The following is a 25,642-nucleotide window of genomic DNA, read 5'->3' on the forward strand; positions in this document are numbered from 1 at the left end:
AAAGCTAGAACAACATCTAGGATGCTGTTCTAGCCTGCAATTTATCAAAGTATCGTTAAGCTAATGCGCTATTTTAATTGGCTATTTCAACTTGTCATTTCAATGCCGCTGGGACGATAGGGTAATAATCCCAGACTTGGCCATCGGTCATTGAGCGCACCAGTTTGATGTATTCGGCATGGGTCCAGGCAAGCGGTGTGGCAGAGTTGGTGCCTTGTCCGAGTTGGTAATGATAGCGGGTGGCATCGCCGACACCGTCCCACGCTTGCTCGGGTAACATCATGCCCGCATTCGCAAAGGTTTCCATGCCTTGCACATAGGTGTTGATCAACTGCTGCTTGGTTTGCTGCGCGTTATTGCCTGTTAGCTCGCCTTTTGCTTGGGCGAGTGCTAATTCAAAATGACCACGCTCGCCGGTGAAGAAGGGCCAGACTCGGCCGCGTTGATCGGCGCTGTTGCTGCCAGATTCCGCATAGTTTTTGCCAGTAACCGTATCCTCGCCGTAACCGTCGTTGCCATAACGTCTAAAGCCTGGGATAGTACTGCCATCTTTGGCGGTAAACTCGTATTTTATGCGTAGATTTGGTTCAAGCTCTGTATTATCAATCAGTTGAAGGCTTTGCTTGATGAGCTTGTCAGTTGCACCGCGCACGCCATAACGCACTAGTTCTAAAAATCCGCCATCGAGGATCTGACGTTGATCTAAACCTTGCTTACCGTTATTTGCCGCCAGTGTATCGCGAGTATTTGGCTTTCCATTCGGGCTTAAACGTAAATAGTAAGGCGCGCTGACGCCTGCGCTGTTTTTCAATAGCCCTTGGGTGGTGACTAAGTGTTTTTCTAAACTATTACTTAAGTCTTTGGCGGCGGTAAGATAACGGGCGCTTGAAGTAATATCTTTAGCTTCTTTGGCAATTTCACTCGCGGCAACAAGACCAGCGATCACGGCAGCCGTTGTTGAGGGGGAGTAACCCGCTTGTTCTTCCCAACGTTCTTGCTGAGTTTTAGGTGGGGTGATTTGGGTGTGATTCCAATCCAGATTGACCTCACCGCCACTGATCAAGAAGTCCGCTGCACCTTTGAGCATCTCTTGATACCAGTGACTGATCTCATCAGGGGTGAGTACACCCGCTTGCCAGAGTTTCCAGCCGAGCATGATAGGCATGGCGGTTTGATCGAGCTGCACGCCGACCCATTCGATTTGGCCATCCACATGGGTCTTTTGCAGGAACCAACCGGGCGTACCCGTAAAGCCAGGCGTCTTTTCGGTCACTTGCACTTTTTTCAGGTATTCGAAGGCCACTTTGGGCGTTTGCGTGTCACCCATGGCGAGGAATGCCATGGCGCATTGGTAAAAGTCGCGCGGCCATACCGCTTTATAGCCAGTGCTCGGCACGGCTGCCGAAACCGTATCGCCCCAAGGATTAGATAACGAGGCGATAAGTGCGCCCGCATAGGTTTTATCTTCCTGCGCTTTCAAGACCATAGCACTGGTATACAGCAACTTACCGTTATCGGTCGTGTTGTTGGCCATGTTAGCGATGGCGGGCAGCGAGCTTAGGTAACCCTGCCAGCCTGTGTTGTAATTGCTGAGCACAGCATCATAACCTGCGGCCAAGCTGGCATCGGCATTGGCTAAACTCTGTGCTTCATCTTTACCAAAACCGATGGCGAGATTAAAAGTGACGGGTTTGGCTTTGATGAGCGTAGGGTAACTCGCGGTAAAGGCGATATTGCCAACGGTCGATTTATCTTGCGCACTGGTCGTTTGATAGGGCGTATCGAGTTTGCCGTTATCGGCCAAATCGGCTAGGCCATCGGAAACACCGACAAAGCCAGTCGTAGCCTGCACAAAATTCAGATCGGATTTTACCGTCATTACGCTACTGTCTTTGGCGGCGGTATAGGCCACCAGCGCCTGATTATTAGCATGAGTGTTGGCATGATTGTCAGTATGAGTATCGATGCGGCCGATATCATTGGCGCCCGCATTGTCGATATGCGGATTGACATACAAATGCGGTGTAATGCCGTCTTCAAAGGCGGTAAAGGTGACACGCATCATCAAAGTGTCGCGGTCGGGATCGGTAAAGATATGCTTTTCAATCTGATACTTACCTTCAACATCTTTATTGATAATTTTATAGGCAAGGGATTGCGGGCGACCATTAGCATCTGTATCTAAATATTCTATGCTGCTGATAGTGTTCTCTTTTTCGGTATCGACAAAGCCATTACCTGTGACCACAAATTGCAGTTCTTTGAGCTGCGCATTATGGATAAGACCATACATGGTTTCGGTTAAAATACCTTGGGCGAGGGAGAACCAAACGCGGCTAATGGGATTTTGCTTGGCATCTTGGTATTGACCTTGGGTATAAGGCTCGTAAGACGTCCCAATACCAGTTTTACCCGAAAATGCCCAAGTCGGCGCTTTACCCGGTGCGCCGGGCGCAACCTGCTGGACACTTGGCGCGGCATTCACACTTGTGGCAGTTGTTGCTGAATTCGATGTGGGTGAACAGGCTGTGAACCCTATTGTCCCTAATAGACTTGCGGCGACGGCAAGCGCTAGGCGGCTGCGCTTTGTTAACGCTTGTGTGTGACGGTTTTGGTTGGTGTGCAGATCCTGCTGCGGCGTAGGACTCGATTCCATCTCGTTCTCCCCAAATAATGGTTTTATTTTTATAGTGATTGAATTGATAAAGATATTTTATGCTGCTGTGATTAGCCAAATGACTGAATTCACCGCATGCTTAACATGCATTGCTGCATGTCCCCTAATGTGTATCGCTGTTATAAAGAGCTAACTTTTATTCGTTAATTTGCTTGTGGCTTTCGTGATTGAGTGGGTCTTGCGGTTCATCGCTGCACTTTGATTATTTGAGTTATTTTGTTCGACAATGTCTTGGTCGACAAATAATACGGCAATGCCTGCACACATCATCAAGACGCCACCTGTGATCAGTGCATAAATAGGTTGACCATCGAACAGACCATTGAGCACTAAACCCAGCACACTGGCGGCAAGAAGCTGCGGGATGACGATGAAGAAGTTAAAAATCCCCATGTAAACGCCCATTTTTTGCGGGGGTAACATGCCCGACAACATGGCGTAGGGCACAGATAAAATTGACGCCCACGCGATACCGACACCTATCATAGGCAGCCATAACAGGCTTGGGTCTTTAATAAAAAAGAAACTAATCAAACCTATACCACCACAGAACATATTGACTGTGTGGGTCAGCTTGATGCCAATATGCTTAGCCAGCATAGGAATAAAAATCGCCGCAATGGCGGCAAAACCATTGTAAGAGGCGAACAGTACGCCGACCCAATCTGCGCCGTCGTTATAAGCTTGGGACAACACATCGCTGCTGCCAAAATGGTAAGACGTCACGGCGGCTGTGGTGTAAATCCACATGGCAAACAGTGCGAACCAAGAGAAAAACTGCACGATCGCCAGTTGATGCATGGCTTTGGGCATATGGAACAAGTCATCGACCACGCTAAATACCATGCCGAGCTTATTGCGTTCAGCGGGTTGTGAATTGCCCAAACGCAGCGCGCAATACAGTTGTAATGGGCCAAAGGCGAAAATCCCTAAGCTCAAAATATACAGTTGCTTGTCTAAATCCTGCGCCCAAATAGTGAAGGTGAGCAGGGCGCCGAGACCCATCCACACGAAGGAGGCAAATTGATAATCCTTGCGGGTACGAGTGCGGGCTAAGGTTTGATCTTCAGCATTGACTTGTTTTGCGTTAAAGCTGGCTAATTCTTCAGGGGAATATTCTCTTGACGATACGACAGTCCAAGTGACCGCGAGCAATAATACTGTGCCGCCAAAATAGAAGGCATAACGCACTGAATCGGCAATTTCACCCGCTGGTGCAGTATTCGCAACATCAAAAAAGTGAGTCAAAATATAGGGTAAGGCCGAAGCGACCACAGCGCCAATACCGATGAAAAAGCTTTGCATGGCATAGCCTTGGGTACGCTGGCTTTTCGGTAAATTGTCACCGACGAAGGCGCGAAACGGCTCCATGGCGATGTTGATCGAGGCATCCATAATCCATAACATGCCTGCGGCAATCCACAGGGTAGGCGAGTGCGGCATGATAAAAATGGCAAGGGTAGTAAAAATCGCGCCAATCAAAAAATAGGGGCGGCGACGGCCAAGGCGTCCCCAGGTGTTATCACTCAAATAACCAATAATAGGTTGAACCAATAAACCCGTTAGCGGCGCGGCAATCCACAGTATGGGGATTTCATCGATAGAAGCCCCCAAGGTTTGAAAAATGCGGCTGACGTTGGCATTTTGCAGGGCAAACCCAAATTGAATACCTAAAAAACCGAAACACATATTAAAAATTTGCCAGAAACTCAGCTCAGGTTGTTGCTTGAAGGCATACGGCAACTGAGGCGCTGCGGCTTGATGAGGATCTTGCTGGTGATTCGAAGACATTGAACTTCCTTTCTGTTGCCGGCAGTCGTTCTGCCTTGAGTGCTTATTGTTTTAATTGTTTTGCCTAGCAATGGATTGGCACTGTACTTTGCTTTTATGTGGTCAGCTATTTCATCACAGCCAAGAGCATACAATAAAAGCTAATAGTCAGATTCATGGCTTATTCATGGTAGTTTCGCGCATGCCATGAATGAGTGTACTCTGTGAAAAAATGGCGAATATACTCCTCCCTCAGAAGTATATTCGCCGATAAATTCATTTCAAATTTGGACCTAACACCTTAATTCAAAGGGGTTAGCCCAAGTGAGTGGCCTAAAGCCAGTCAGCAGAAAGAACTTAAGCCTGATAGCAATCCTTGTATGTAACCCTATCAGAAACGACCTCACAGATTTCAAACCCCACAAGCAGAGGGTGAAACTAGCGGATTTATAGTAGCCTCGGCGTAGATTTTTGCACAACTGCTTACATACGTATTCATCATGGGTTAGTAACTGGGTGGAAACATAGGTGTAACGCATTTGGACTGTTTATCAATAGTCATAGGCTTGCTGGAATGCTCAAATAACTCTCTAATCTTGTTAGAATACTTGATGATCAGTCATTGCATTATTTTTTAGAAAAAAGGGTATTGTTATTGCGGATGTTAACTGAGTGATAAAATCAACCGCAGCATAACTGACGGCGAGTTCAATGCACTTAATAAGAGTCAGGATGCAATAAATATCCAGTACGGATGCCGATAGCTTGACTCGAAAGTCGCGCACTCTGCACTATGATAATAGCCAGCCTAGATATGGTGGGATCAGATAGGTACTTAGCTTATGATGATCGCCAGATTAAGCGTTTTTCGTTCGATTATTTTAAATTTTTTCAGTTGATTAAAGGAACCCTATGTTTGTTGTCTCGCTTACCTATAAAAAGCCAATTGCAGAAGTGGAGTTACATTTAGCCGCCCATATTGCTTATCTTGATCAGTATTATGCCGCAGGGACTTTTGTCGCCTCGGGTCGCAAAGTGCCACGTACTGGTGGCGTCATCCTCGCCAAGGCTGAAAGTCGCGCGGCGCTAGAGGCTATTTTGCAGCAAGATCCTTTCTGCATTGCCGATGTCGCTGAGTTTGAGGTGATAGAGTTTGTGCCGACTAAAACGGCGCCAGGGTTAGAGCCGTTGCTTGAAGTGATTTAACCTACATCTTTGTTTGAAAATTATTCCGTGTACTTGGTTATAACAGGCTTGGCGGGTTGGGGGGACATAGAGTTCCCCCCCATTTGGATGTTAGTCGGTGTTTATGCTGTTTTCGGGGCGAACTTTTCCGATATTCTGCGACCTAGTTTGGTATTATGCCGTTTTCCCTCTTGAAACCTTACGCAGGTTTCCGCTGCGCGAGTCCCGCTTTTTATGTCTATTCAAACGCTGTTATCGACGGCTCTGGCGAAACGCCATGATTTTTTACAACAAGCAGAACAGGATCAAACCGATTGTTTTCGGGTGTTCCATGGCACAGTCGAAGGCGTCAGTGGCTTGAATATCGACCGTTATGGCGATACTTGGCTAGTGCAGAGTTTTCATCAGACCTTAACCGACGAAGAGTTAGCCGATGTGAGCGCTGTTTTGCTGCAACAGGCCGATTTGCCGATTGTGTATAACGACCGCTCATTAGGTAATTCCCGCGTATTGAACGCGTTATCTCCCGCACTGGCAGATATTGCGAATTCTGAGCGAGTTATGCAGGAAAATGGCATCAAGTTCAGCACTAAACTGCGCCACGAAGGACAAGATCCGCTGTTATTCCTCGATATGCGTATTGGCCGCGAATATGTACGGGCACACAGCCAAGATAAAACTGTGCTGAATTTGTTTTCCTACACCTGCGGCATTGGTACTGCGGCAGCCATCGGCGGCGCGACTCAGGTGATGAATGTTGATTTTTCTTCCTTTGCTTTAGCGACGGGCAAAGCGAATGCGGCGTTAAATCAGGTGTCGAATGTATGTGAGTTTGTGCAGAGTGATGCGTTTCCGGCATTGCGCCAATTGGCAGGCTTGAGTGTGGGAGGGCGTCGCAATCAAAAATTACCGAGTTATCCCAAATTGGCGCAAACCCAGTTTGATCTGGTGTTCCTCGATCCGCCGCGTTATGCCAAGAGTGCTTTTGGTATTGTCGATTTGGTTAATGATTATCAAGGTTTGTTCAAGCCCGCATTAATGGCGACGAAAGTCGGTGGCACTATCGTTTGCTGTAACAATGTGGCGAAAGTCGAGCGCCAAGCATGGTTTGACAGTTTAGTGCGCTGCGTTGAAAAACAAGGCCGTACAGTCACTACGCACACTTGGCTCGATCCCCATGAGGATTTCCCTTCGTTCGATGACAATCATCCACTTAAAATAGTGGCACTGACATTAAACTAATTGGGTCACAGTAAACACAAAGGGCGCTTTTTAGCTCCCTTTGTTTATAGCGACTTTGTTGCTCGCAACAAAGTCGTTAAAGCACTTTATTAAAGCACTTTGAACCTTATTGCCGTGCCGCCACTGCTGGCGAGTGAGAGGTTTAGGCTATCTTTAGCACTCACCTCTTTTGTTTCTATCACATAATCATAGGGGTTGGTTTTCCAATCGGCTTTTGCGCCATCGCGGTAAATTTGTGCTTGATAACGTTTATTCGGGGAGAGGAAATCCAGTTTGACCGTGACCGTGCGTGCGGTTTCATCCGTGAGTGCGCCTAAGTACCAATCACCTTGATCCTTCGCTTGGCGAGCAAAGACCACATAGTCACCGACTTCACCGGCCAGCGCGACACTTTGATACCAATCTGTGGGCACATCGCGGATAAATTGGAAGGCATCTAAGTGCTTTTCATAATTGCGCGGCAGATCCGCTGCCATTTGGATTGGGCTATAGAGCACAACGTACAAGGCGAGCTGTTTGGTCAATGTGGTTTGCACACGATTTTCAGCATCCAACCCCTTGGGCGCTAAGTCAAAAATTCCCGGGGTAAAGTCCATTGGACCCGCAAGCATGCGGGTAAAGGGTAACATGGCCGTGTGTTCAGGGCTGTTTGGTGGGCTACCCCAAGCATTATACTCTTGGCCGCGGGCACCTTCGCGGGAGATCCAGTTCGGATAGGTTCGGCGCAGGCCTGTGTCTTTAATCGGCTCGTGGGTATTGATACTGATATGGTGTTTCGCTGCTTCAGTGACATTGTGCAAATACTCACCGACCATAAACTGGCCGTCGTGCCACTCGTGACGGGTAATGCCTTTGTCATCTATGCGCTTGATTTGGCCACCATCGGCGACATAGCCCGTTTTGACTTGAGTAACACCAAGCTGCTCATACAGGGCGAAGGCATCTGCCATTTGCTCGCGATAATGCGTGACTGAACCTGCGGTTTCATGGTGGCCGATTAAGCGTATATTTTGTTTTGCCCCGTAGGCTGCGATGGCGGGCAGATCGAAATCAGCATAGGCCTTGGTAAAGCTAAATTGATCGCCATTGTGGAACCAGTCGCCGTCCCAACCTTCATTCCAACCTTCTACCAATACACCATCAAACTGATATTGAGCGGCAAAATCCATATAACGCTTTGTTTCACTGGTGGTTGCTCCATGGGTTGGGCCCGAGCCCCAAGTATTTTCGTTTAAGTGCATTCCCCACCAAATACCGACGTATTTCCCTGGTTTTACCCAAGTAACATCGCCGAGTTTATTGGGTTCATTGAGGTTTAGGATGAGGTGCGAATTGAGCAGCCCAGTTGCTTTGTCGGCAATTTGAATGGTGCGCCATGGCGTATAAAAACCCACTTGGGTTTTGACACGAATACCGTCGGACCAAGGCGTGAGATCCGCCTTAAGTTTGCCATCGCGCTGTTGATCTAAGGTCATGGCGGCAAAGTCCACCAAGGCGGCTTCGTGGATACTTAAGTGCGTACCGTCTGCGAGTTTAAAGGTGAAGGGGGTATGGGCTCTATCGACGTCTTTAAGCGCTGTGGTGCGATATAAATATTCGTAGCGATTCCAGCTGCGGGCAGGGATCCACCATGCTGTAGCTTTATCGCTTTTGCCGACATTGAACTCGGTTAACTCGTCAGTGATTAATAGCGGCGAATTGGCGGGTAGGGCAGCTTGTGGGGCTAAGTGATAGCGAAAGCCAATCCCATAGTCAAAGGCTTTAAATTCGATTTCGAGTTGCACCTTGCCATTACTTAATACTGCAGTCAGTTGATTGTGCTGATCGCGGATCCATTCCTGTTCGCCCCAAGGTTGTTGCCACTTTTCATCGGCACTTTTTTTATCGCTGCTTTTTATCTGTAATCCTTGACCGAGTTCGCCAAGGGATTGAAAAACTAAGCCTAAGCGGCTCGGTTCTATGACTGTTTTGCCGTGAAAATCGATTTTATATTCGGGGCGGCCAGTATCGTCACTCAAGCTGATTTGAATTTGTTGGTTGGGTGAGCTGACGGTAACGGTTTTGGCAAATACGTTGGCACTAAAAAGACTCGTAACTGCAAGGGCGATAAGTGAATGGCTTAATCGCGCTTGCGATAGTTTTTGTCGCGATGAGCTCTGGCGAGCGTGGCTGTTTGTTAAGTGGCAGTCTGTTACGTGACGGGCAGTTAAGTCGCTGCGAGTGAACTGAATAGGGTTGGTCTTGATGAACATTCCTTGATCCTTGTTTTTATAACGAATGTGACTCACAGCATACTAGTGGCGATGGCTTTTTAACCGCAACGGCCTGCATACGTATTCACCATATTAAGGCGTGGCGTAACAGACGTGACGTGAAGCACTGCGAGGGCACGAACAAAAGATGTGGTTTGCTTTTGACTCGGGTAAACTGCGCGCTTTCTTTTTGCTTAAAAATGCAATTTAGCGTGGGATTTACAGTGGGATTTACAGTATTTGGAGCCGCAGTAGTAAGGTCAAACCGTGAAAATTAGCCAACGTTTACAACAGATAAACAGCATGATCACTGGTCATTACGATCATATTTGGGATTGCTGCTGCGATCATGGTTTGCTCGGTATGCTGTTGTTAAAAAGGAATGCTGCCCGCCAAGTGCACTTTGTCGATTGTGTCCCTTCGCTGATGCAGGCGCTTGAGCTGCGTTTACAGCGTTTTTTCCCCGCAGAGATATCAGGCCTTAATCCCAATTTAGCGCCACACTCAGATCCAGACTTAAACCCAGACATAGACTCACAGTCAAATCAAGAACCAAACTCAAACTTATATCGTCATACTCAGTGGCAAGTGCATTGCCTCGATGTCGCGGCTTTACCGCTCGAGCAAACCAGTGACAAAGATAAACAGTTGATTATCATCGCTGGCGTGGGTGGTGAATTGCTGGTGGAATTAGTGCGGGCAATTCTAGCTCAACACCCACTGCGGCACCTCGAGTTTATTTTGTGTCCCGTGCATCATAATTACTATGTCAGGCAATCACTTTCGGCCTTAGGGCTAGGGCTTAAGTCGGAACACTTATTGGAAGAGAATCAACGTTTCTACGAAATCCTCCACGTCAGCACAATCATAGATCCAAATGGTCTGCCTATCACTGCTACGGGGTCGTTAATATGGCAGACGTTAGATGAAGCAAACCTGCCGCGAGCACACCACTACCTGTCGCAGCTGATTGGCCATTACCAACGCATGCCGGCGCACAAGCAAACTCCTGAAATTATTCACGCCTATCAGCAGCAATTGGCCCAGTTCTTGAGTGAGTATGAGTGAGCTTGAATGCGCTTGAGCATTTTTGCCGCTTGGGCATTACGCTGAGAACTAAGATGAGAACCAAAGATGAGCACCAAAGATGAGGATCAGGCGAAAGAGCTGATGCATCGCGATCTCGTTGTTAATATTATGGGTAAAACGATTTTAGCATAAACCGTTAACAATCAATCTTGTAATCGTTAAAATCTATTAATCACTCGGACTGGACTGAGTGTGATTATTGCCTCTGTGGCAGTTTTTGATCTGCATTTGGCGCATTTTCGTTTATGCTTCGACTCCTTTTCGGCAAATGGCTACGACGATGCGTTTATTGAGAACTACCCAAGATCCTGCGGTTAACCTACAGACGGCACGCGTTTTTTATCGCAGAGCTGCCCGCGCGATAGTGTTATCGGGTGAAGACATTTTGCTACTTTATACCCAAAAATACCGCGACTACAGCTTACCCGGAGGCGGAATTGATGATGGCGAGAGTCTCGAAGATGGACTGATCCGCGAGCTTCAGGAAGAAACCGGTGCCTTAGACATTCAAGTGTTAGCGCCCTTTGGTCGCTATGAAGAGTTTCGACCTTGGTACCGTGAAGGAGCGAATGTAGTGCACATGGAGTCATTCTGTTATGTATGCCGTATTGACATCACACTGGGTGAGCGTGGTTTAGGTGAGACTCGATTAGAAGCCCATGAGATTAAAAATGGCATGCGGCCTGAATGGCTTAATATTCATCAAGCTATCGCCCATAACGAAGATATTCAGCGCAATCATCCCCATAAAGGCCAATCAATAGAGCGTGAAACTTTTCTGCTAAAACAGATAGTATTGGAATGTTTTTAAATTTTACCATTTTTAAATCATAACTTTAATCTATGATTTTATTTCACGTCAAACTTAGTTGGCTTGGCTTGTTGGCGATCGAACACCGTTATTTTAACCTGATCTTTTAAGCGGATATGCTTCGAGTCTGTGCCTGAGTCTGTGGATGTTTAAGGCTATTTCTCACTCTTTTGCCGCAGCAAGGAAGGCAATGCAGATTATTTTATTGACCCACGAGCGCGAGTTAACCCGCAAAACGAATACTGGCCAACTCGCGTTAGCCGCATTTCCTGAAGAGGTGAAAAGCATCGTCTGGTCGAGAACGGCACCTGATAACGATTTAGTGGCTATGTTGGCATCGCAGCAGGCTAAACTGTTGTTTCCAGCAAGTGATACTGAGCCAGCGCTCTCGAACGCACAAACGTTATTAGCACCAGCGCAATCCACACTCATAGCAACACAACGAATGCCTAGCCAAGTGGTGATTTTAGATGCGACTTGGCAGGAGGCGCGTAAGATGCTGCGCCAGAGCCCCTATCTTAAAACTGCTGCACGAGTCAGTTTGCCGCCACTTATGCCTGAATCCGCCTTTATATTGCGGCGTAATCAGCAAGAAGGGGGCTTGTGCACTGTAGAATGCATTATTGCGCTTTGGCGCCAGTGTGGCAGAGCAGAACAAGCGACGCTATTAGCGTCACTGTTTACTGAATTAAATAGCCATACTTGATTGCGGTGTTTGAGAGAGCGTTCAAGAAAGTGCTTGAATAGATAATTAACGACTTTTAGCTTTGACTCACAGATAAATCAGAGCCAGTTAAATCACTATCAGTTAAATCATAGTCATTTAAATAACAGTCAGATAAATACACAGAAAGTGACTCATGGCACCGCCGAGCACAAACAAATGCCAAATGGCATGGTTGAATGGAATGCGTTTACCGACGTAGAACACAACTCCTAAGGTGTAAAATAACCCGCCTAAGATTAATAGATTAAAGCCTACCTCTGACATCGCCGCCGTTAAATCGCCCATCACAGTGACACATAGCCAACCCATAGCGAGATACAACACTAGGCTTAACTTTTTGAATTTGTGAATAAACAGTGTCTTAAATAGGATCCCACCAATTGCAAGCGACCAAATGGCCGTTAAAATCACTACCGATTGTGTCCCCTGTAGGCTTATCAGCATCAAAGGTGTGTAAGTCCCTGCAATTAAACAGTAAATAGCGCAGTGATCGGCGATCTTCAGTTTATGTTTCCAGCCTGAATGGCTAACACTGTGATATAACGTCGAGCATAGGAAAAGCACTATGATGCTCGCACCATAAATGGTTACGCCCGCAAGTTGAATTGGCGTTAGGTGATCTTGACCTTTAAGCAGCATGAGCACCAATGCCACAATCCCCGCAATGACACCTAGGCCATGGGATACACTGTTAGCGATCTCTTCTTTGATACTATATGGTCCAGATTTTACCGGGTTTTTAACTGTGTTTGGCTGTTCGGTAACACTTTGACTCGACATGGTAGATACACACTCGTAAACGATAATGACTGAGTCTATCAGTTAGAAAAATAAACCACCATATTTAAGCGTACACTTGTAAGCTTAAATTTGTGGTTGGCTTCTATTTTTCATCTTTTAGATTTTTAACGCCGTCTTGCACTCCCATCAGTGCATCGCATTGATGATGCTACTCGCTTCAAGACGTGAGATTTAACATTCAATTTAGCGCGATTATGATCCCAATTTCCAACCTTATTTGTCTTAACTGGCAAGTGACTTATCAAGCACTGGCGTAAAGTACTGTGCTTGTAGCAGGTTGCATTCGCATTGAACTTTGCTCTGTTTGCCTCCTCTAATCTGCGTTGAGCACTCGTAAGTAAATGCAATCAATAGATAATTCGCTTTCAATATTCACCAACCCGATATTGGATTGATATTGAATTAGAGTGTAATCGTTCCACGTTAAGCATCATTGAAATCAATGGATACTATACAAAACCTAAGGATGGATTTTGCCTTTTCAACATCAACCCAAGGCCGCGCCTTTATTGACAGCATCTCCTACAGCGATAGCGATTGGAGATGATGCCAATAGTGCTTTGCTGATTTCGGTCACATCGCCAGAAGGCGAGACTTTTATCGCCTTTGATCATCACCTCGGTGAACTGGATGCTGCTCAAACGCCTGTTTTTACCACTGATACGGAGCCATTAGCGTTCAATAGCGATGCAGGTCATTCAGCCTCTAAGCATGACATCAAAGGCATAGCTCAAGATAAAACCCAAGATTTGGTACTGCAAGAAATCCATGCTGAACATCAACATAAATTGGTTCCTGAGTCTGAATCCAAACCTGAACTGTCTAGGACAATACAAACTAGTGCTCAGGGATTGGGTACGGGATCAGTTTTGCGTGCTCGTCAGCCATATTTCAAAGAATTAAGTCTGCTATTTTTCGTACTCTTAGTGCATGTGTGTTTATTTTTACTTATCTGCATTTTGTGGCGCCCGCAGTTAAATCCCTTTGGATTGAAGGAAATAGAAAGCCGTGGCCCTAAAGTGGCAGCGATCAAGGCTTACTTTATTTATGCTCCCGCGGTAGAGAAAGCCGAAACCTCGGAGTCCGAAACTGAGATAAAGGCCGAGGATAAGACTGAAGCGACAAGTTTAGTTGAGCCTATACCAGTTCCCACACCTCCAACTCAAGTTAAGCCTCTGCCAATACTTGAAAAGGTCATGCCTGAAACAATAGCACCTGAAAAGGCCGTCTCTGAAAAAGTGGAAGCGGAAAAAGTAGAGCAGGGAAAAGTGAAGCCAGATACGGTTAAACCGGACATCAATCAATCGAACCAATCTCAATCAAAGAGAACTCAATCAAGTGCCCAAAGTGAAGTACAGCCCGCTGAAGTGACGGCAAAAAAACCAACTAATACGCTTGATACCACAGAAATAAAGCCGCAGCTTGGCGCTAAGAGTTTACCCGCAGCAGAAGGTGAGAGCACAATAGCGACAAGCTCAAGCATGAGTTTATTCACGCAGCAATATTTTGAACGTCAGCGCGAGCAAGCGCTCGATGATCTCGTCATTGAACAGGCCGATAAATTCACCCTGAAATCGAATATGAGTGAAATGAGCCCAGAGATGGAGGTGCTATTTGTCCCTAACGCCGATGATTTCGGTGGCACAACGAGTCTAGATTTACCCTTAGATCCAAATCGTATTGTGCGTAAAGGGGATACTTGTTATCGCGTGGTACAAGTCGGCACTCAAGTTAATCCTAACGCCGAAAATTTAGGTTTTCCCATTAACTGCAGTGGCAAAAAAATCAATCAAGCTATTGATGATGCCATTCAATCTCGATTAAATAAAATGATGCTCAAACCCCATCAATAGCTGCTTTCTTTTATGATCTATTTTCATGCTAATTATAGATTTTTTTAGTTTAATTTTATTTAATCAATTAAAAACAATTAATTATGAATCTTTATTTTGGATTGGTGGTTAAGATTTTTAATTGCTTTTTTCCTTGTTTGTTGCTGCCGCTTCTGTCTATACTGCGCACTCATCTTGTCGGAGTGCCTCTTGGCTGAGACCGTTTATTCGGGATCCGTTGAACCTGATCAGGTTAAAACCTGCGAAGGAAACAAGCGTAATAACACACATTAAATCGCCAAAATAGACGGCTTGAACACCTGTTAACTCAGCAGTGTTTTAAGCCTTAATGTTTAGATTTAATTGTTATTGAGCAGGGTAACTCAATTTTTGAAGCCAGTGTTGGCCACAAAAGTTGATTGCCATGTCCAGCTATCAACAACTCAATTCTCCAGACAAGCAACTCCATTTTTTAACGTGAGATTGCTTATGTCCAGTTCAAACCCAAACTCAGCTGTAGCTGCCAGTGCGATAGAAATCACAGCGCTAGAATCGACAATCCCTAATAAATCGACTGAGTCTCGTCAATCAACAGTGCCTAAGGCGCCGAGTCGCCGCGAAACCCGTGCGCAGGCCCAAGCCTTTATCGATACGCTAGCGCCACTGCAACATCCTAATTCACAAAAGATTTATCTCGAGGGTTCCAGTGCCGATATTCGCGTTGGCATGCGGCAAATTCTGCAGACTGACACCCTGGTCGGCGGCACAGATGATGCGCCCATCATGGAAAAAAATCCGCCAATCCGCGTGTACGATTGCGCCGGACCTTATTCCGATCCTGAGGCCGACATCAATGTGCGTCTAGGCCTTGGTAAATTAAGACAAAACTGGATCCTAGCCCGCAACGACACAGAGCAATTATCCTGCGCGACCTCAGACTTTACCCAACAAAGACTCGCCGACGACGGTTTAGATCATCTGCGTTTTGAGGCAGGCTCGAGTGCCATTGTCCGCCCACGCAGAGCGCTGCAGGGCAAACGCGTCAGTCAATTACACTATGCCCGTCAAGGGATTATCACGCCAGAAATGGAATATGTGGCGATCCGCGAGAACATGGCACTTGCGCAAGTACAGGATGAAATCCTCAATCGTAAAGCCAAGGGCGAAGCTTTTGGTGCCTTAGTCGGCGAACCGATTACCGCCGAATTTGTCCGCGCCGAAGTTGCCCGTGGCCGCGCGATAATTCCGCTGAATATTAACCATCCCGAAGCCGAACCTATGATTATCGGGCGTAACTTTCTGGTGAAAGTGAACGCCAATATTGGTAATTCTGCGGTGACCTCTTCCATCGAGGAAGAAGTGGAAAAGCTCGTCTGGTCAACCCGTTGGGGCGCGGATACTGTCATGGATTTATCCACGGGGCGTTATATCCACGAGACCCGCGAATGGATCATCCGTAACTCGCCAGTGCCCATTGGCACTGTGCCGATTTATCAAGCGCTGGAGAAAGTGAACGGCGTGGCAGAGGATTTAACCTGGGAAGTGTTCCGCGATACCTTGATTGAACAAGCTGAGCAAGGTGTTGATTACTTTACCATTCATGCTGGTGTGCTGCTTCGTTACGTGCCGATGACGGCTAAACGCGTTACTGGGATCGTTTCCCGCGGCGGTTCAATTATGGCCAAATGGTGCCTGAGTCACCACAAGGAAAACTTCCTCTACAGCCATTTTCGTGAGATCTGTGAGCTTTGCGTCGCCTACGATGTATCCCTGTCCTTAGGTGATGGTATGCGTCCAGGCTCGATTGCCGACGCTAATGATGCCGCCCAGTTTGCAGAGCTTGAAACCTTAGGTGAGCTAGTCAAAATCGCGTGGGAATACGACGTACAAACCATTATCGAAGGACCGGGACATATCCCGATGCAGCTCATTAAAGAGAACATGGACAAGCAGTTAGTTCACTGCGACGAAGCGCCGTTTTACACCCTTGGCCCACAAATCACCGATATTGCACCTGGGTATGATCATTTCACCTCCGGCATAGGCGCGGCCATGATAGCTTGGTACGGCTGCGCCATGTTGTGTTATGTAACACCAAAAGAACACTTAGGATTACCGAATAAACAAGATGTTAAGCAAGGTTTGATTGCTTATAAGATTGCTGCCCACGCCGCCGATGTGGCCAAAGGTCATCCGAGTGCGCAAATTCGTGATAATGCGCTGGCAAAGGCGCGTTTCGAATTCCGCTGGGAAGATCAATATAATTTAGGACTCGATCCTGAAACCGCGCGTGCTTACCACGATGAATCTTTACCGCAGGAATCCGCTAAAGTCGCGCATTTTTGCTCTATGTGCGGCCCTAAATTTTGTTCGATGAAAATCACCCAAGATGTTCGCGCCTATGCCGCTGGCTTAGAGGCGGCACAAGCGAAGGCGGAGCAAGTTGAAGCGGCTGCCCAAGCTATGCAAGTCACAATCAAGACGCCGCAGGAGTTGGAAGCGGCAATGGCGCTAAAATCGGCACAATTTGCTGCCTCGGGCGCCGAGATTTATCACGTTAAAGACAAGCTCGTCGCCGAAGCTGAGGAAGCCTAATGATGCTGGGTATTCATGGGGGGAAATTGCCCATGAATACCGAGTGCCCCGCGTTTGTCTGGACTATAGCCGGTTCAGACAGCGGCGGCGGTGCCGGTATTCAGGCGGACTTGGCCACGATTCAGGATTTGGGCTGCCACGGTTGCAGCGTGATCACCACAGTGACGGCGCAAAGCTCAGTGGCGGTCACTTTAGTCGAGCCCGTATCAGCGGCGATGTTAATGGCTCAGTTGACTACTTTACTGTCAGACTTGCCACCCAAAGCGATCAAAATCGGCTTACTGGCAGATCAATCTCAAGTCGCATTACTGGCAGATTGGATCGCGAGTTTTAAAATCCACTATCCATCTGTGCCTGTGATTATCGATCCTGTGATGGTCGCCAGTTGTGGCGATGCATTAGCAGTAGATAACTGTCAGGATATAAAAAGTACGGCTAAATCAGCCTTAGATTTTAGGCCTTTCAAAGGTTTAATCGAACTTATCACGCCCAATGTGCTTGAACTTGGGCGGTTAACTCACAGTGATGTTTCGACCAAATCGCAGTTCGTTGCTGCAGCACAGGCTTTATCCCAGAGTTTAGATTGCAGTGTGCTCGCTAAAGGGGGCGATGTGAGCTTTGGCAGCACTGACATTCTTGCTGATACTCATGCTAAAACTCACGATAACACTCATGCTCAAACTCAGGCTAACGTTCATGTTAGCACTCTCGATAGCAACGGCTGGGATTTTGAGCTTGCCGAGGATTATCTGGTTTGCCATCAAGTACGCGCTAGCTCTGAGCTGCATCAAAATGGGCGTTTCTGGTTGGCAAGCCCGCGGGTTAATACACGTCATAACCATGGTAGCGGCTGTACTTTGTCATCGGCTATTGCCGCCGTGTTAGCGCAAGGTTTTGTATTGCAAGATGCGGTGGTGGTTGCCAAAGCCTACGTGAGTCAAGGCTTAAGCGCGGCGATTGGTTTAGGGCAAGGTCCAGGGCCGTTGGCCCGTACGGGGTGGCCCAATGACTTGTCCCGCTATGCCAAGATAAAATTGTGTGATGGTAATTTTATTAGTTATCACCTCAACCAACATCTTGATGTTGGTAATGACTTAGTTGCAACAGTTTTTTCCGCAACAGATCAGGCAACCGCTCAGGTAAGAATAACTTCGACGCCAGCTCAATACATCTCATCCCACGGTTTTAAAGTGCTCGATGCCGATCTTGGTGTTTATCCCGTGGTGAGTGACTTAATCATGCTGGAAAGTTTGTTAGTTGCGGGTGTTAAAACCGTGCAGTTACGGATAAAAACCGATACCAGCGGGTCAACTGCTGCAGGGTTAGCAGGATACCAGCGAGATAAATCTGCGCTAGGCAAGTCTGAGTCAGGTAAATTTGAGTTGGTTGGCTCTGAATTAGAAGCACAAATTCAAACGGCCATTGCCTTAGGTAAGCATTTTAATGCGCAGCTTTTTATCAATGATCACTGGCAGTTAGCGATAAAATACCATGCCTTTGGGGTACATTTAGGCCAAGAAGATCTCGCCGTTACCGACTTAGCGGCCATTCAAGCCGCGGGACTCGCGTTAGGTCTATCCAGCCACAGTTATTTCGAGTTGCTATTGGCGCATCAATACTCGCCATCCTACATAGCGCTTGGGCATATATTCCCAACCACGACGAAGCAAATGCCTTCTGCGCCCCAAGGGCTCGCAAAACTTAAGCACTATGTGGCGTTACTCCAAGACCATTATCCCTTGGTCGCCATTGGCGGCATCGACTTAGATAATCTGTCAAAGGTGAAAGCTACTGGGGTAGGCAATATTGCTGTGGTGCGCGCAATAACGAAAGCTAAGGATCCGTTAGCAGCGTTCGCAGAGCTGAGCCAAGCTTGGGAGCAATGTAGCTTGTCTGAAGAACTGGCTGTAAAGCATAAGTTGGTTGCAAAGCATGAGTAAAAACCAACCGCTTGCTCACGCAGACGTTCTCAGCGACGGAACACAAAGCGTTCATACACTCAGTGATGCTGATTTCATCCGCTATTCTCGGCAAGTCTTATTGCCAGAAGTCGGTGAGGCAGGGCAATTACAACTGGCCGACGCCAGCGTTGTTATTGTAGGGCTTGGCGGTTTAGGGCAATTGGCGGCGCAATATCTGGCCTGTGCAGGTATTGGTCGCTTGACCTTAATCGACATGGATAAGGTTGAAGTTTCGAATCTACCAAGACAATTGCTATTCACCGATGCCGACATTGGACTCAATAAGGCGCGAGTTGCCAAGCAAAAGCTTAAAGGCTTAGCGCCGCAGTGCACTGTTACTGCCCATGAAACAGCATTTAGTGATGAGACATCAGCTCATCACTTCGCTGAGGTTTTACAATTAAAACAACAGGGTAAAAGAGTGCTCGTGCTTGACTGCACAGATAACTTTGCGACTCGCCAATCCATTAATCGCTGCTGTATCGAAGCTGCCTTGCCTTTAGTTAGTGCGTCAATCGCAGCATTTAGCGGTCAATTATTTGCAGTCAATCAAATGCAGCTCCCCTCTGGCGGTTGCTATCACTGTATTTTCCCCGCACAGACAAGAGTGTCGCAGAGCTGCAGTACCCAAGGTGTACTCGGCCCCAGCGTGGGCGTGATGGCGTCAATGCAATCTTTGGTGGCCATGCAACTCTTGCTGAGTGTGAATAGCGGTGGTGATGCACCGAAAAATGCCTTGTTGGGGCGTTTTTGGCGCTTTGACGCTAAATCACTTGTGTGGACCGCTGCGGTATTAACGCGGGATCCCCACTGTGACGTGTGTGGTCCCCAAGGGGCTTATCTATCATCAAATAAAGATAATCTTGAGGTTTGATATGATTTTAATTCACATAAACAATCTCCCGCAGTCGTTATCTGAACCGACGTCACTCGAGGCTGTGATCCTCGCACAAAATATTGCACTCGATTCGGTTGCTATCGTGTTGAATGCAGAGGTGATTCCGCGTAATCGCTGGCAATCTATTCTCTGCCAACATGAAGATAAATTAGAACTTTTCTCAGCTGTAGCGGGAGGCTAGTATGTTAAAGATTGCCGATGTGGAGTTTGAGTCGCGATTATTTACAGGAACGGGAAAGTTCAGTAATAGCCAAGTGATGATCGAGGCGATAATGGCTTCAAAATCGCAGTTAGTGACAGTTGCGATGAAAAGAATTGATTTTAAAATGGGGCTTGATGATTTACTCACGCCGTTACGTCAAGCGGGTGTCCGGCTATTGCCTAACACTTCGGGGGCGAGAAACGCCAAGGAAGCGGTGTTTGCGGCTGAGCTTGCCCGTGAAATGCTGGGAACTCATTGGATTAAGCTCGAAATCCACCCCGATCCTAAGTACCTGATGCCCGATGCAATTGAAACCTTAGCAGCGGCCAAGATTCTCTGTGATAAAGGTTTTATCGTGATGCCCTATGTGCATGCCGATCCTGTGCTGTGCTGTCGCTTGGAAGAGGTGGGCTGCGCTGCGGTTATGCCATTGGCGAGTCCGATTGGCAGTAATCAGGGTTTAGTCACTGAAAGCTTTTTAAAAATCATCATAGAGCAGTCGCGGGTGCCAGTGGTGATCGATGCCGGCATTGGCGCGCCTTCACAGGCTGTGCGGGCAATGGAGCTGGGCGCCGATGCGGTGCTCGTCAACACCGCCATCGCCAGCAGCGCGTCGCCGATAGTGATGGCCGAGTGCTTTAAGGATGCGGTGCAATGCGGTAGACGGGCGTTTGAAGCTGGGCTTGGCCGAGTACAAACGGGCGCGGTACAGACCAGTCCTCTGACAGGATTTTTAAACCAATGAGTTTTGTAGCGGAATTTGCCAAAATCCCACGGGATAAACTGTTACTCGATTTGTATTCTTGCACAGCCCAAGATGTCGAGCGGGCGTTAGTGAGTCCAGCAGGGGATTTACGCAGCTTACTGGCCTTGTTATCACCTGCGGCAGAGCCTTATATCGAAACCATGGCGCAGCAATCTGCGGCGCTTACGCGGCAGCGATTTGGCGCGAATCTTGGCATGTATTTACCGCTATATGTCTCGAATCTGTGCGCTAATGAATGTGATTACTGTGGTTTTAGCATGAGTAACAAACTCAAACGCAAGACCTTGAATGAACAGGAGTTGATGGCTGAAATAGCTATTATCAAAGGCAGAGGTTTTGATTCTATTTTACTGGTGTCGGGTGAGCATGAAACTAAGGTCGGCATCGATTATTTTAAGCAAATGTTGCCGTTGGTAAAGCAGCAATTTAGCCATGTGGCGATGGAGGTCCAACCCATGAGTGAGGACCATTATCGCCAGTTAGTCGCGCTAGGTTTAGATGCTGTGATGATTTATCAGGAGACCTATCAGCCCGAGACTTATGCTCGTCACCATTCCCGAGGTAAAAAAATGGATTTTGCCTATCGCTTAGCAACACCGGATAGAGTTGCGGCGGCGGGGGGGGATAAAATTGGTCTTGGGGTATTACTGGGGCTGGATGATTGGCGTTTAGATGCGTTAATGATGGGATATCATCTTGACTATTTAGAGCGTCGCTATTGGCGCACTCGCTTTAGTATTTCGCTGCCAAGGTTAAGGCCTTGTACTGGCGGGATCACCCCAAAAGTTATGCTATCGGATTTAGGTTTAGTGCAAATGATTTGTGCATTTAGACTTTTTAATCATCAGCTTGATATCAGTATGTCGACAAGGGAAAGCCCTGAGCTGAGGGATAATCTTTTGCCACTTGGAATTACTCAAATCAGTGCGGGTAGTTCGACACAACCGGGCGGCTATCAAGCACCCGACAGTCAACTCGATCAATTTGAGATAAGCGATGATCGCAGCGTCGAGCAAGTCATCGAACAGATGCAACTGCAGGGTTTTAATCCCGTATTTAAGGATTGGGAAGCCAATTGGATCACAGGATAAATAAGACCATAAATAAATGGTGAGAATGCGGATAAAACCTGTACTTTTGCAGGTGATTGGTCAATAATTGACCCATTAATCACAGCGTGCAGGAATACCGTTATGCAAATCCAATCTGCTTATTCATCCGGTCTGCAAGGCTTGCAAAGTGCTCAATCTGGGCTCACTCAAGCAACAATAGATGTGGCTAAACCTACACCGACTCAAAGTGCGACTCCGGCTGAATCTACAAGAGATGTTGCGCAGCCTGATAAAACCTCGGCATTACTTACCGCTAATGAGTCATTAAGACAAGGGGAAGCGTCAACAGAAGTGATTGAAACTGATTCTGAAACGATAGGTTCGATCATTAATATTAAGGTGTAAATATCATGTCGGTTGTGGCGCTATCACTTAAGGTTGGAGCGCCATCCTCTTCATTTTCGGCACATGATAAGATGCTCAGCTCGAATCTAAGCCAGACTCAAAGCCAGAGCCTAAACCAGAGTCACGCTAATAGCACTTATCAAGGAGCCAGCGCTCACACTGCAGGCTCCGCAAAAATTGAAGCGAGTGGTGTCCATGAACTACAGGTTACTGGAACTTCATTTGCTCCAGTTCAAGCCACGCCTATTACTTCATTAGCTGCTAACGTTTCCCAATCTCTCCACTCATCACCGAATGTGTCTTTTGCTGCTTCTAGTGCTGTTTCATCAACTGCAGCACCTGTACTTCCTGTACTGAATGGTGCAAGCCAAGCACTCGAGGTCGCTCCTTTTTCCGTACCAACGCCAAGGAGCAATCCTCAGGTAAATACGTTAAATGATCGAGCTAGCTTACATGCCGATGCGAGTTTTAGTTTGTTAACAGGACCAAGATCCATTTCTGGTGTACGCGGGGGACAGATTGCGACACCTATTTCTACTCAGGTATTTTCGCCCGTCGCGGGTACGAGTAATAGCGGACTTGGGGTAAATTCCTTGGCTACAATAAGTCCAAATCTCAGTGTAACGAGCAATATTCCCGTTGATATTTTTACGCCTCTGAGTCCATCAATTGGCACTAGGGGTACTTATATTCCTGCTTTCAATCCATCTAGCACGGGTGATGTTTCTCCAATAATGCCTGATTTAGCGGCAGTGTTTGGGCCACAAACTGTCTTTACTGGAGCTGCGTTAGTTGATCCCACTACGTCCGATTCTGCAATTAACAGTTCTGTAAATAAGAGTGTAGCAACGAGTGCAGGGCCTGTTGGTCAGTCAAACTCTACGCAAGCCACAGATCAATCCGCTAGCAATGATGTTGCTCGACCGACTGTGTTAGAACTATTTACTCAAGTTTTCGGTGAAGCTCAGGCTCAAGCTAGTCCTGTAGATGCTCCTGCGACAGCGTCTAACCCAGATGATAGTCAACAAGTCTTAGCTGCTGTCTTTGCCCCAAATGATAATCAGCTTGAAAAGCAAGTACAGGAAGAAGAATCGCGGAAACAGCAAATAGCAGCAGCGGAAGAGGCAAAGCAACAATCACTGGTTCAACAGGCTCAAGAACAAGAGATACAAGCCCAAGAAAAAGTGCAGGCTCAACAGCAACAGCAAGTCGATGAACTTAAAACTCGAGATTCAGAGGTTAAAGCCCATGAGCATGCCCACGCAACCGTCGGAGGACAATACGCTCAGAGCCCGAGTTTTAAGTATGAAAAGGGTGCTGATGGCCAACGTTACGCCACCGATGGCGAAGTGCAGATTGATGTCTCTCCAGTGGGAGGCGACCCGCTTGCAACGATAAACAAAATGAAGCAAGTTTATGCCGCAGCAATGGCTCCTGTTGACCCGTCATCAGCGGATATCCGTGTTGCCGCGGAAGCCTTGCAAAAAATGAATGAAGCTAAGGTGATGCTGGCAGAGGAGCGACAAAAACAAATTGTTGACTTGCAAACGGCTCAAACATTAATAGACGCAGATGCACAAATCAAAGAGTTGCCACCGTTAGAAAAACATACACCTGTAGTGACGGGAGACGTTGATGAGTCCGGTAATATTGCTCAGCCCCAAGAGGCTGTATTCACCCCCGCCTCTACTGCGCTTGATAAGCTAAAACAAGCGATCGAGGCGCAAACGGTCAACACGAGAGTCATTGATACGGGTTCGAAAACCTCTTCTGATATCAGTGACTCAGTCACTACATCGACCACAGTGGAAACGATTGAGCCACCGACCGCAACTTTAGCATTTGGAGAAGCTTCAACTTCAGCGGATTTAGCGACGGGTTTTATTTCAAGATCCGATAGTGCTGCAAGCCGTTATTATGTCGCGGTTGCACAAGCCAGTGCTGGACCTTCAGTTCGTGTCGATATGACGTCGCAAGCCAATATTCAGCCTTCTTATCTGGCATCTTCAAATGATCTGCTTAGCAATTTGCAATCTACGGATGTTTTGTCCGCAAACGATGTAAATGAGCAGTCTTCAAATATCAGTGCTAGCGCGAATTCGAATGTGTCTTTGCAGAGCAAGTTATATGTGGTAGATGACCTCTTGCAGGAGACAGGATTTATTCAGCCGCAATACTTGGGTTATCAACAAGCGCGCTATGTCGACTTTAGTGTGTAAGATTAGGTTTTAAGCTTTAACTATTTCCATGATTCGCTTTTCATTATCTTTTTCGAAACAACTTCTCAGCGCCACTAAGAACTAAGCATTTAATCAGCAGTTAGCACTTATCGTTTTGCTCACTCGAATTGATAACTCTTTTTGTATCTTGCTGTTAATGACTATTCGTCGTTTCAATTCCATGCTGTTTTAAAATCAAGGAAGCAAGCAGTTTTGATGCAGGCCCTTGTTGATCCCTATTAGGGATAACTAAGCTCAACATGATGCGACGTTTTTGGCTGCCCTCAAGGTGTAAACGTACTAGATTACCCGAAGCCAATTCTTCTTGGACTAAGAAAGAGGGGATCCAACAGAAACCAATACCTTGATTTAAAATGACTTTAGCTTCATGGAAGTTAGAGACTGTCCAGCGCTGCTCAGCTTTGAGCCAGCCTATGTCGATATTGGATTGCACGCCGGTATCTTTGATCACTAACTGTAAATATTGTGCCAGTAGTTTATCGTCTTCAATTGTGCCTAAGTCAGCGAGTGGGTGATTTGGATGACAGACGAGGTAGAGTTCTTGTTCACATAAGGGTTCGGATAAATACCCTTTAGGCGGCACCCCTGCACAGATAGCAATATCGACTTTACTCTGCTGAATGAGCTCTTGAGTGCCGGTGATCACTGAGTCCAGCATGATGATTCGAGTGCCACGACTATGGGGCAGAAACGCATTGAGGGCGCACACTAAGCTTTCCATCGGATAGATAATTTCACGGGCAATCGTGAGTGTCGGCTCCCACCCTTGTTCGAGATTACTCGCAAGTTGTTCTAACTCGTTGACGGCTTGGGTGACATGCCGTGAGCGGCGCAGCAGCACTTCGCCCTGCGGGGTGAGATAGGCTTTACGGCCTTTGACTTCGAGTAGCTCGATACCTAACTGATGCTGTAATTTGGCAACGGCATGGTTAAGTGACGATTGACTCTTGTTGAGTTTTTCGGCCGCTTGGGCATAGCCGCCAAAATCGACCACCGCTTGCAAAATACGCCATTGTTCTAAGGTAGATTTAGCTCGAGTCATTATAATCTCAAAAAAACGATAGATTGAGGCTTATAGTGGCCACTTCTTACGACTTTTTCAATTAAATATCATAGAGTCAGTCATTCTCACGACAT

18 protein-coding genes, 1 pseudogene and 1 riboswitch are annotated in these 25,642 nt (G+C 47.0%); of the genes and pseudogenes, 14 read left to right on the forward strand and 5 right to left on the reverse strand.

The window, feature by feature from the left end; translation table 11 throughout:
• Positions 1 to 94 precede the first annotated feature (94 nt).
• Both HQQ92_RS08770 and HQQ92_RS08775 read right to left on the reverse strand, forming a co-directional pair.
• Positions 95 to 2,656 carry a glycoside hydrolase family 15 protein gene (locus HQQ92_RS08770; protein ID WP_173244672.1) on the reverse strand — a complete coding sequence of 854 codons (2,562 nt, stop codon included), beginning with the start codon at positions 2,654 to 2,656 and terminating at the stop codon, positions 95 to 97.
• Between the two features lie 150 nt (positions 2,657 to 2,806).
• Entirely contained in the window at positions 2,807 to 4,468 is a 1,662-nt protein-coding gene (locus tag HQQ92_RS08775; protein WP_173244675.1) for an MFS transporter, read from the reverse strand.
• 891 nt (positions 4,469 to 5,359) lie between these two features.
• Here HQQ92_RS08775 and HQQ92_RS08780 point away from each other — a divergent pair.
• Together HQQ92_RS08780 and HQQ92_RS08785 are read left to right on the forward strand one after the other, a co-directional pair.
• Positions 5,360 to 5,653, forward strand: a complete 294-nt coding sequence (locus HQQ92_RS08780; RefSeq protein WP_173244678.1) for a YciI family protein — start codon at positions 5,360 to 5,362, stop codon at positions 5,651 to 5,653.
• A gap of 213 nt (positions 5,654 to 5,866) precedes the next feature.
• A complete protein-coding gene (locus tag HQQ92_RS08785; RefSeq protein WP_173244681.1) occupies positions 5,867 to 6,874 on the forward strand; it encodes a class I SAM-dependent rRNA methyltransferase in 1,008 nt (335 codons plus the stop codon).
• Between the two features lie 89 nt (positions 6,875 to 6,963).
• Here HQQ92_RS08785 and HQQ92_RS08790 read toward each other — a convergent pair whose 3' ends face one another.
• On the reverse strand, positions 6,964 to 9,126 hold the full coding sequence (locus HQQ92_RS08790; RefSeq protein WP_173244684.1) for a glycoside hydrolase family 97 protein: 2,163 nt from the start codon (positions 9,124 to 9,126) through the stop codon (positions 6,964 to 6,966).
• Between the two features lie 267 nt (positions 9,127 to 9,393).
• Between HQQ92_RS08790 and HQQ92_RS08795 the strand changes: the two are divergent.
• From HQQ92_RS08795 to HQQ92_RS08805, 3 genes and pseudogenes are all read left to right on the forward strand, one after another.
• Positions 9,394 to 10,210, forward strand: a pseudogene (locus HQQ92_RS08795) (tRNA (adenine(22)-N(1))-methyltransferase TrmK).
• A 285-nt stretch (positions 10,211 to 10,495) separates the two neighbouring features.
• The gene (locus HQQ92_RS08800; protein ID WP_173244689.1) at positions 10,496 to 11,026 is read left to right on the forward strand and encodes an NUDIX hydrolase; all 531 of its coding nucleotides are present in this window, start codon (positions 10,496 to 10,498) and stop codon (positions 11,024 to 11,026) included.
• 190 nt (positions 11,027 to 11,216) lie between these two features.
• On the forward strand, positions 11,217 to 11,732 hold the full coding sequence (locus HQQ92_RS08805) for a tRNA-uridine aminocarboxypropyltransferase (protein ID WP_251071041.1): 516 nt from the start codon (positions 11,217 to 11,219) through the stop codon (positions 11,730 to 11,732).
• A 117-nt stretch (positions 11,733 to 11,849) separates the two neighbouring features.
• Here HQQ92_RS08805 and HQQ92_RS08810 read toward each other — a convergent pair whose 3' ends face one another.
• Complete coding sequence (locus tag HQQ92_RS08810; protein ID WP_028759837.1) at positions 11,850 to 12,533, reverse strand: hemolysin III family protein; 684 nt, start codon at positions 12,531 to 12,533, stop codon at positions 11,850 to 11,852.
• A gap of 494 nt (positions 12,534 to 13,027) precedes the next feature.
• On the opposite strand from HQQ92_RS08810, the gene HQQ92_RS08815 reads away from it, so the two are divergent.
• From HQQ92_RS08815 to HQQ92_RS08855, 9 genes are all read left to right on the forward strand, one after another.
• Positions 13,028 to 14,407, forward strand: coding sequence for a hypothetical protein (locus HQQ92_RS08815; RefSeq protein WP_173244695.1), 1,380 nt, complete (start codon positions 13,028 to 13,030; stop codon positions 14,405 to 14,407).
• A gap of 168 nt (positions 14,408 to 14,575) precedes the next feature.
• A riboswitch (TPP riboswitch) is annotated at positions 14,576 to 14,674 on the forward strand.
• A gap of 201 nt (positions 14,675 to 14,875) precedes the next feature.
• Positions 14,876 to 16,981 carry a phosphomethylpyrimidine synthase ThiC gene (gene thiC / locus HQQ92_RS08820; RefSeq protein WP_254306312.1) on the forward strand — a complete coding sequence of 702 codons (2,106 nt, stop codon included), beginning with the start codon at positions 14,876 to 14,878 and terminating at the stop codon, positions 16,979 to 16,981.
• 2 nt (positions 16,982 to 16,983) lie between these two features.
• Positions 16,984 to 18,921, forward strand: a complete 1,938-nt coding sequence (locus HQQ92_RS08825) for a bifunctional hydroxymethylpyrimidine kinase/phosphomethylpyrimidine kinase (RefSeq protein ID WP_173248629.1) — start codon at positions 16,984 to 16,986, stop codon at positions 18,919 to 18,921.
• Positions 18,914 to 19,816, forward strand: a complete 903-nt coding sequence (locus HQQ92_RS08830) for a HesA/MoeB/ThiF family protein (protein ID WP_173244698.1) — start codon at positions 18,914 to 18,916, stop codon at positions 19,814 to 19,816. Before HQQ92_RS08825 ends, HQQ92_RS08830 begins: the two co-directional genes overlap by 8 nt.
• Before the next feature lies 1 nt (position 19,817).
• The gene (gene thiS, locus HQQ92_RS08835) at positions 19,818 to 20,021 is read left to right on the forward strand and encodes a sulfur carrier protein ThiS (RefSeq protein ID WP_173244701.1); all 204 of its coding nucleotides are present in this window, start codon (positions 19,818 to 19,820) and stop codon (positions 20,019 to 20,021) included.
• Between the two features lies 1 nt (position 20,022).
• Positions 20,023 to 20,787, forward strand: a complete 765-nt coding sequence (locus HQQ92_RS08840) for a thiazole synthase (RefSeq protein WP_173244704.1) — start codon at positions 20,023 to 20,025, stop codon at positions 20,785 to 20,787.
• A complete protein-coding gene (thiH, locus tag HQQ92_RS08845) occupies positions 20,784 to 21,899 on the forward strand; it encodes a 2-iminoacetate synthase ThiH (RefSeq protein WP_173244707.1) in 1,116 nt (371 codons plus the stop codon). The genes HQQ92_RS08840 and thiH overlap by 4 nt, the downstream gene beginning before the upstream one ends.
• 102 nt (positions 21,900 to 22,001) lie before the next feature.
• On the forward strand, positions 22,002 to 22,265 hold the full coding sequence (locus tag HQQ92_RS08850) for a chemotaxis protein (protein ID WP_173244710.1): 264 nt from the start codon (positions 22,002 to 22,004) through the stop codon (positions 22,263 to 22,265).
• Positions 22,266 to 22,270: 5 nt separating this feature from the next.
• Positions 22,271 to 24,484 (forward strand): putative metalloprotease CJM1_0395 family protein, encoded by a 2,214-nt coding sequence (locus tag HQQ92_RS08855; protein WP_173244713.1) that lies wholly within the window; start codon positions 22,271 to 22,273, stop codon positions 24,482 to 24,484.
• A gap of 154 nt (positions 24,485 to 24,638) precedes the next feature.
• Here the strand turns inward: HQQ92_RS08855 and HQQ92_RS08860 are convergent, their stop codons facing one another.
• A complete protein-coding gene (locus HQQ92_RS08860) occupies positions 24,639 to 25,547 on the reverse strand; it encodes a LysR family transcriptional regulator (RefSeq protein WP_028759846.1) in 909 nt (302 codons plus the stop codon).
• Positions 25,548 to 25,642: the final 95 nt, after the last annotated feature.

This window comes from Shewanella sp. DC2-4, assembly GCF_013248875.1.
Classification (GTDB): Bacteria; Pseudomonadota; Gammaproteobacteria; order Enterobacterales; family Shewanellaceae; genus Shewanella; species Shewanella oncorhynchi.

Excerpts from the sequence above, each read along its gene's own strand:
- HQQ92_RS08770 (WP_173244672.1), bottom strand. The coding sequence starts at position 2,656 with ATGGAATCGAGTCCTACGCCGCAGCAGGATCTGCACACCAACCAAAAC.
- HQQ92_RS08775 (WP_173244675.1), bottom strand. The coding sequence starts at position 4,468 with ATGTCTTCGAATCACCAGCAAGATCCTCATCAAGCCGCAGCGCCTCAG.
- HQQ92_RS08780 (WP_173244678.1), top strand. The coding sequence starts at position 5,360 with ATGTTTGTTGTCTCGCTTACCTATAAAAAGCCAATTGCAGAAGTGGAG.
- HQQ92_RS08785 (WP_173244681.1), top strand. The coding sequence starts at position 5,867 with ATGTCTATTCAAACGCTGTTATCGACGGCTCTGGCGAAACGCCATGAT.
- HQQ92_RS08790 (WP_173244684.1), bottom strand. The coding sequence starts at position 9,126 with ATGTTCATCAAGACCAACCCTATTCAGTTCACTCGCAGCGACTTAACT.
- HQQ92_RS08800 (WP_173244689.1), top strand. The coding sequence starts at position 10,496 with ATGCGTTTATTGAGAACTACCCAAGATCCTGCGGTTAACCTACAGACG.
- HQQ92_RS08805 (WP_251071041.1), top strand. The coding sequence starts at position 11,217 with ATGCAGATTATTTTATTGACCCACGAGCGCGAGTTAACCCGCAAAACG.
- HQQ92_RS08810 (WP_028759837.1), bottom strand. The coding sequence starts at position 12,533 with ATGTCGAGTCAAAGTGTTACCGAACAGCCAAACACAGTTAAAAACCCG.
- thiC (WP_254306312.1), top strand. The coding sequence starts at position 14,876 with ATGTCCAGTTCAAACCCAAACTCAGCTGTAGCTGCCAGTGCGATAGAA.
- HQQ92_RS08825 (WP_173248629.1), top strand. The coding sequence starts at position 16,984 with ATGCTGGGTATTCATGGGGGGAAATTGCCCATGAATACCGAGTGCCCC.
- HQQ92_RS08830 (WP_173244698.1), top strand. The coding sequence starts at position 18,914 with ATGAGTAAAAACCAACCGCTTGCTCACGCAGACGTTCTCAGCGACGGA.
- thiS (WP_173244701.1), top strand. The coding sequence starts at position 19,818 with ATGATTTTAATTCACATAAACAATCTCCCGCAGTCGTTATCTGAACCG.
- HQQ92_RS08840 (WP_173244704.1), top strand. The coding sequence starts at position 20,023 with ATGTTAAAGATTGCCGATGTGGAGTTTGAGTCGCGATTATTTACAGGA.
- thiH (WP_173244707.1), top strand. The coding sequence starts at position 20,784 with ATGAGTTTTGTAGCGGAATTTGCCAAAATCCCACGGGATAAACTGTTA.
- HQQ92_RS08850 (WP_173244710.1), top strand. The coding sequence starts at position 22,002 with ATGCAAATCCAATCTGCTTATTCATCCGGTCTGCAAGGCTTGCAAAGT.
- HQQ92_RS08855 (WP_173244713.1), top strand. The coding sequence starts at position 22,271 with ATGTCGGTTGTGGCGCTATCACTTAAGGTTGGAGCGCCATCCTCTTCA.
- HQQ92_RS08860 (WP_028759846.1), bottom strand. The coding sequence starts at position 25,547 with ATGACTCGAGCTAAATCTACCTTAGAACAATGGCGTATTTTGCAAGCG.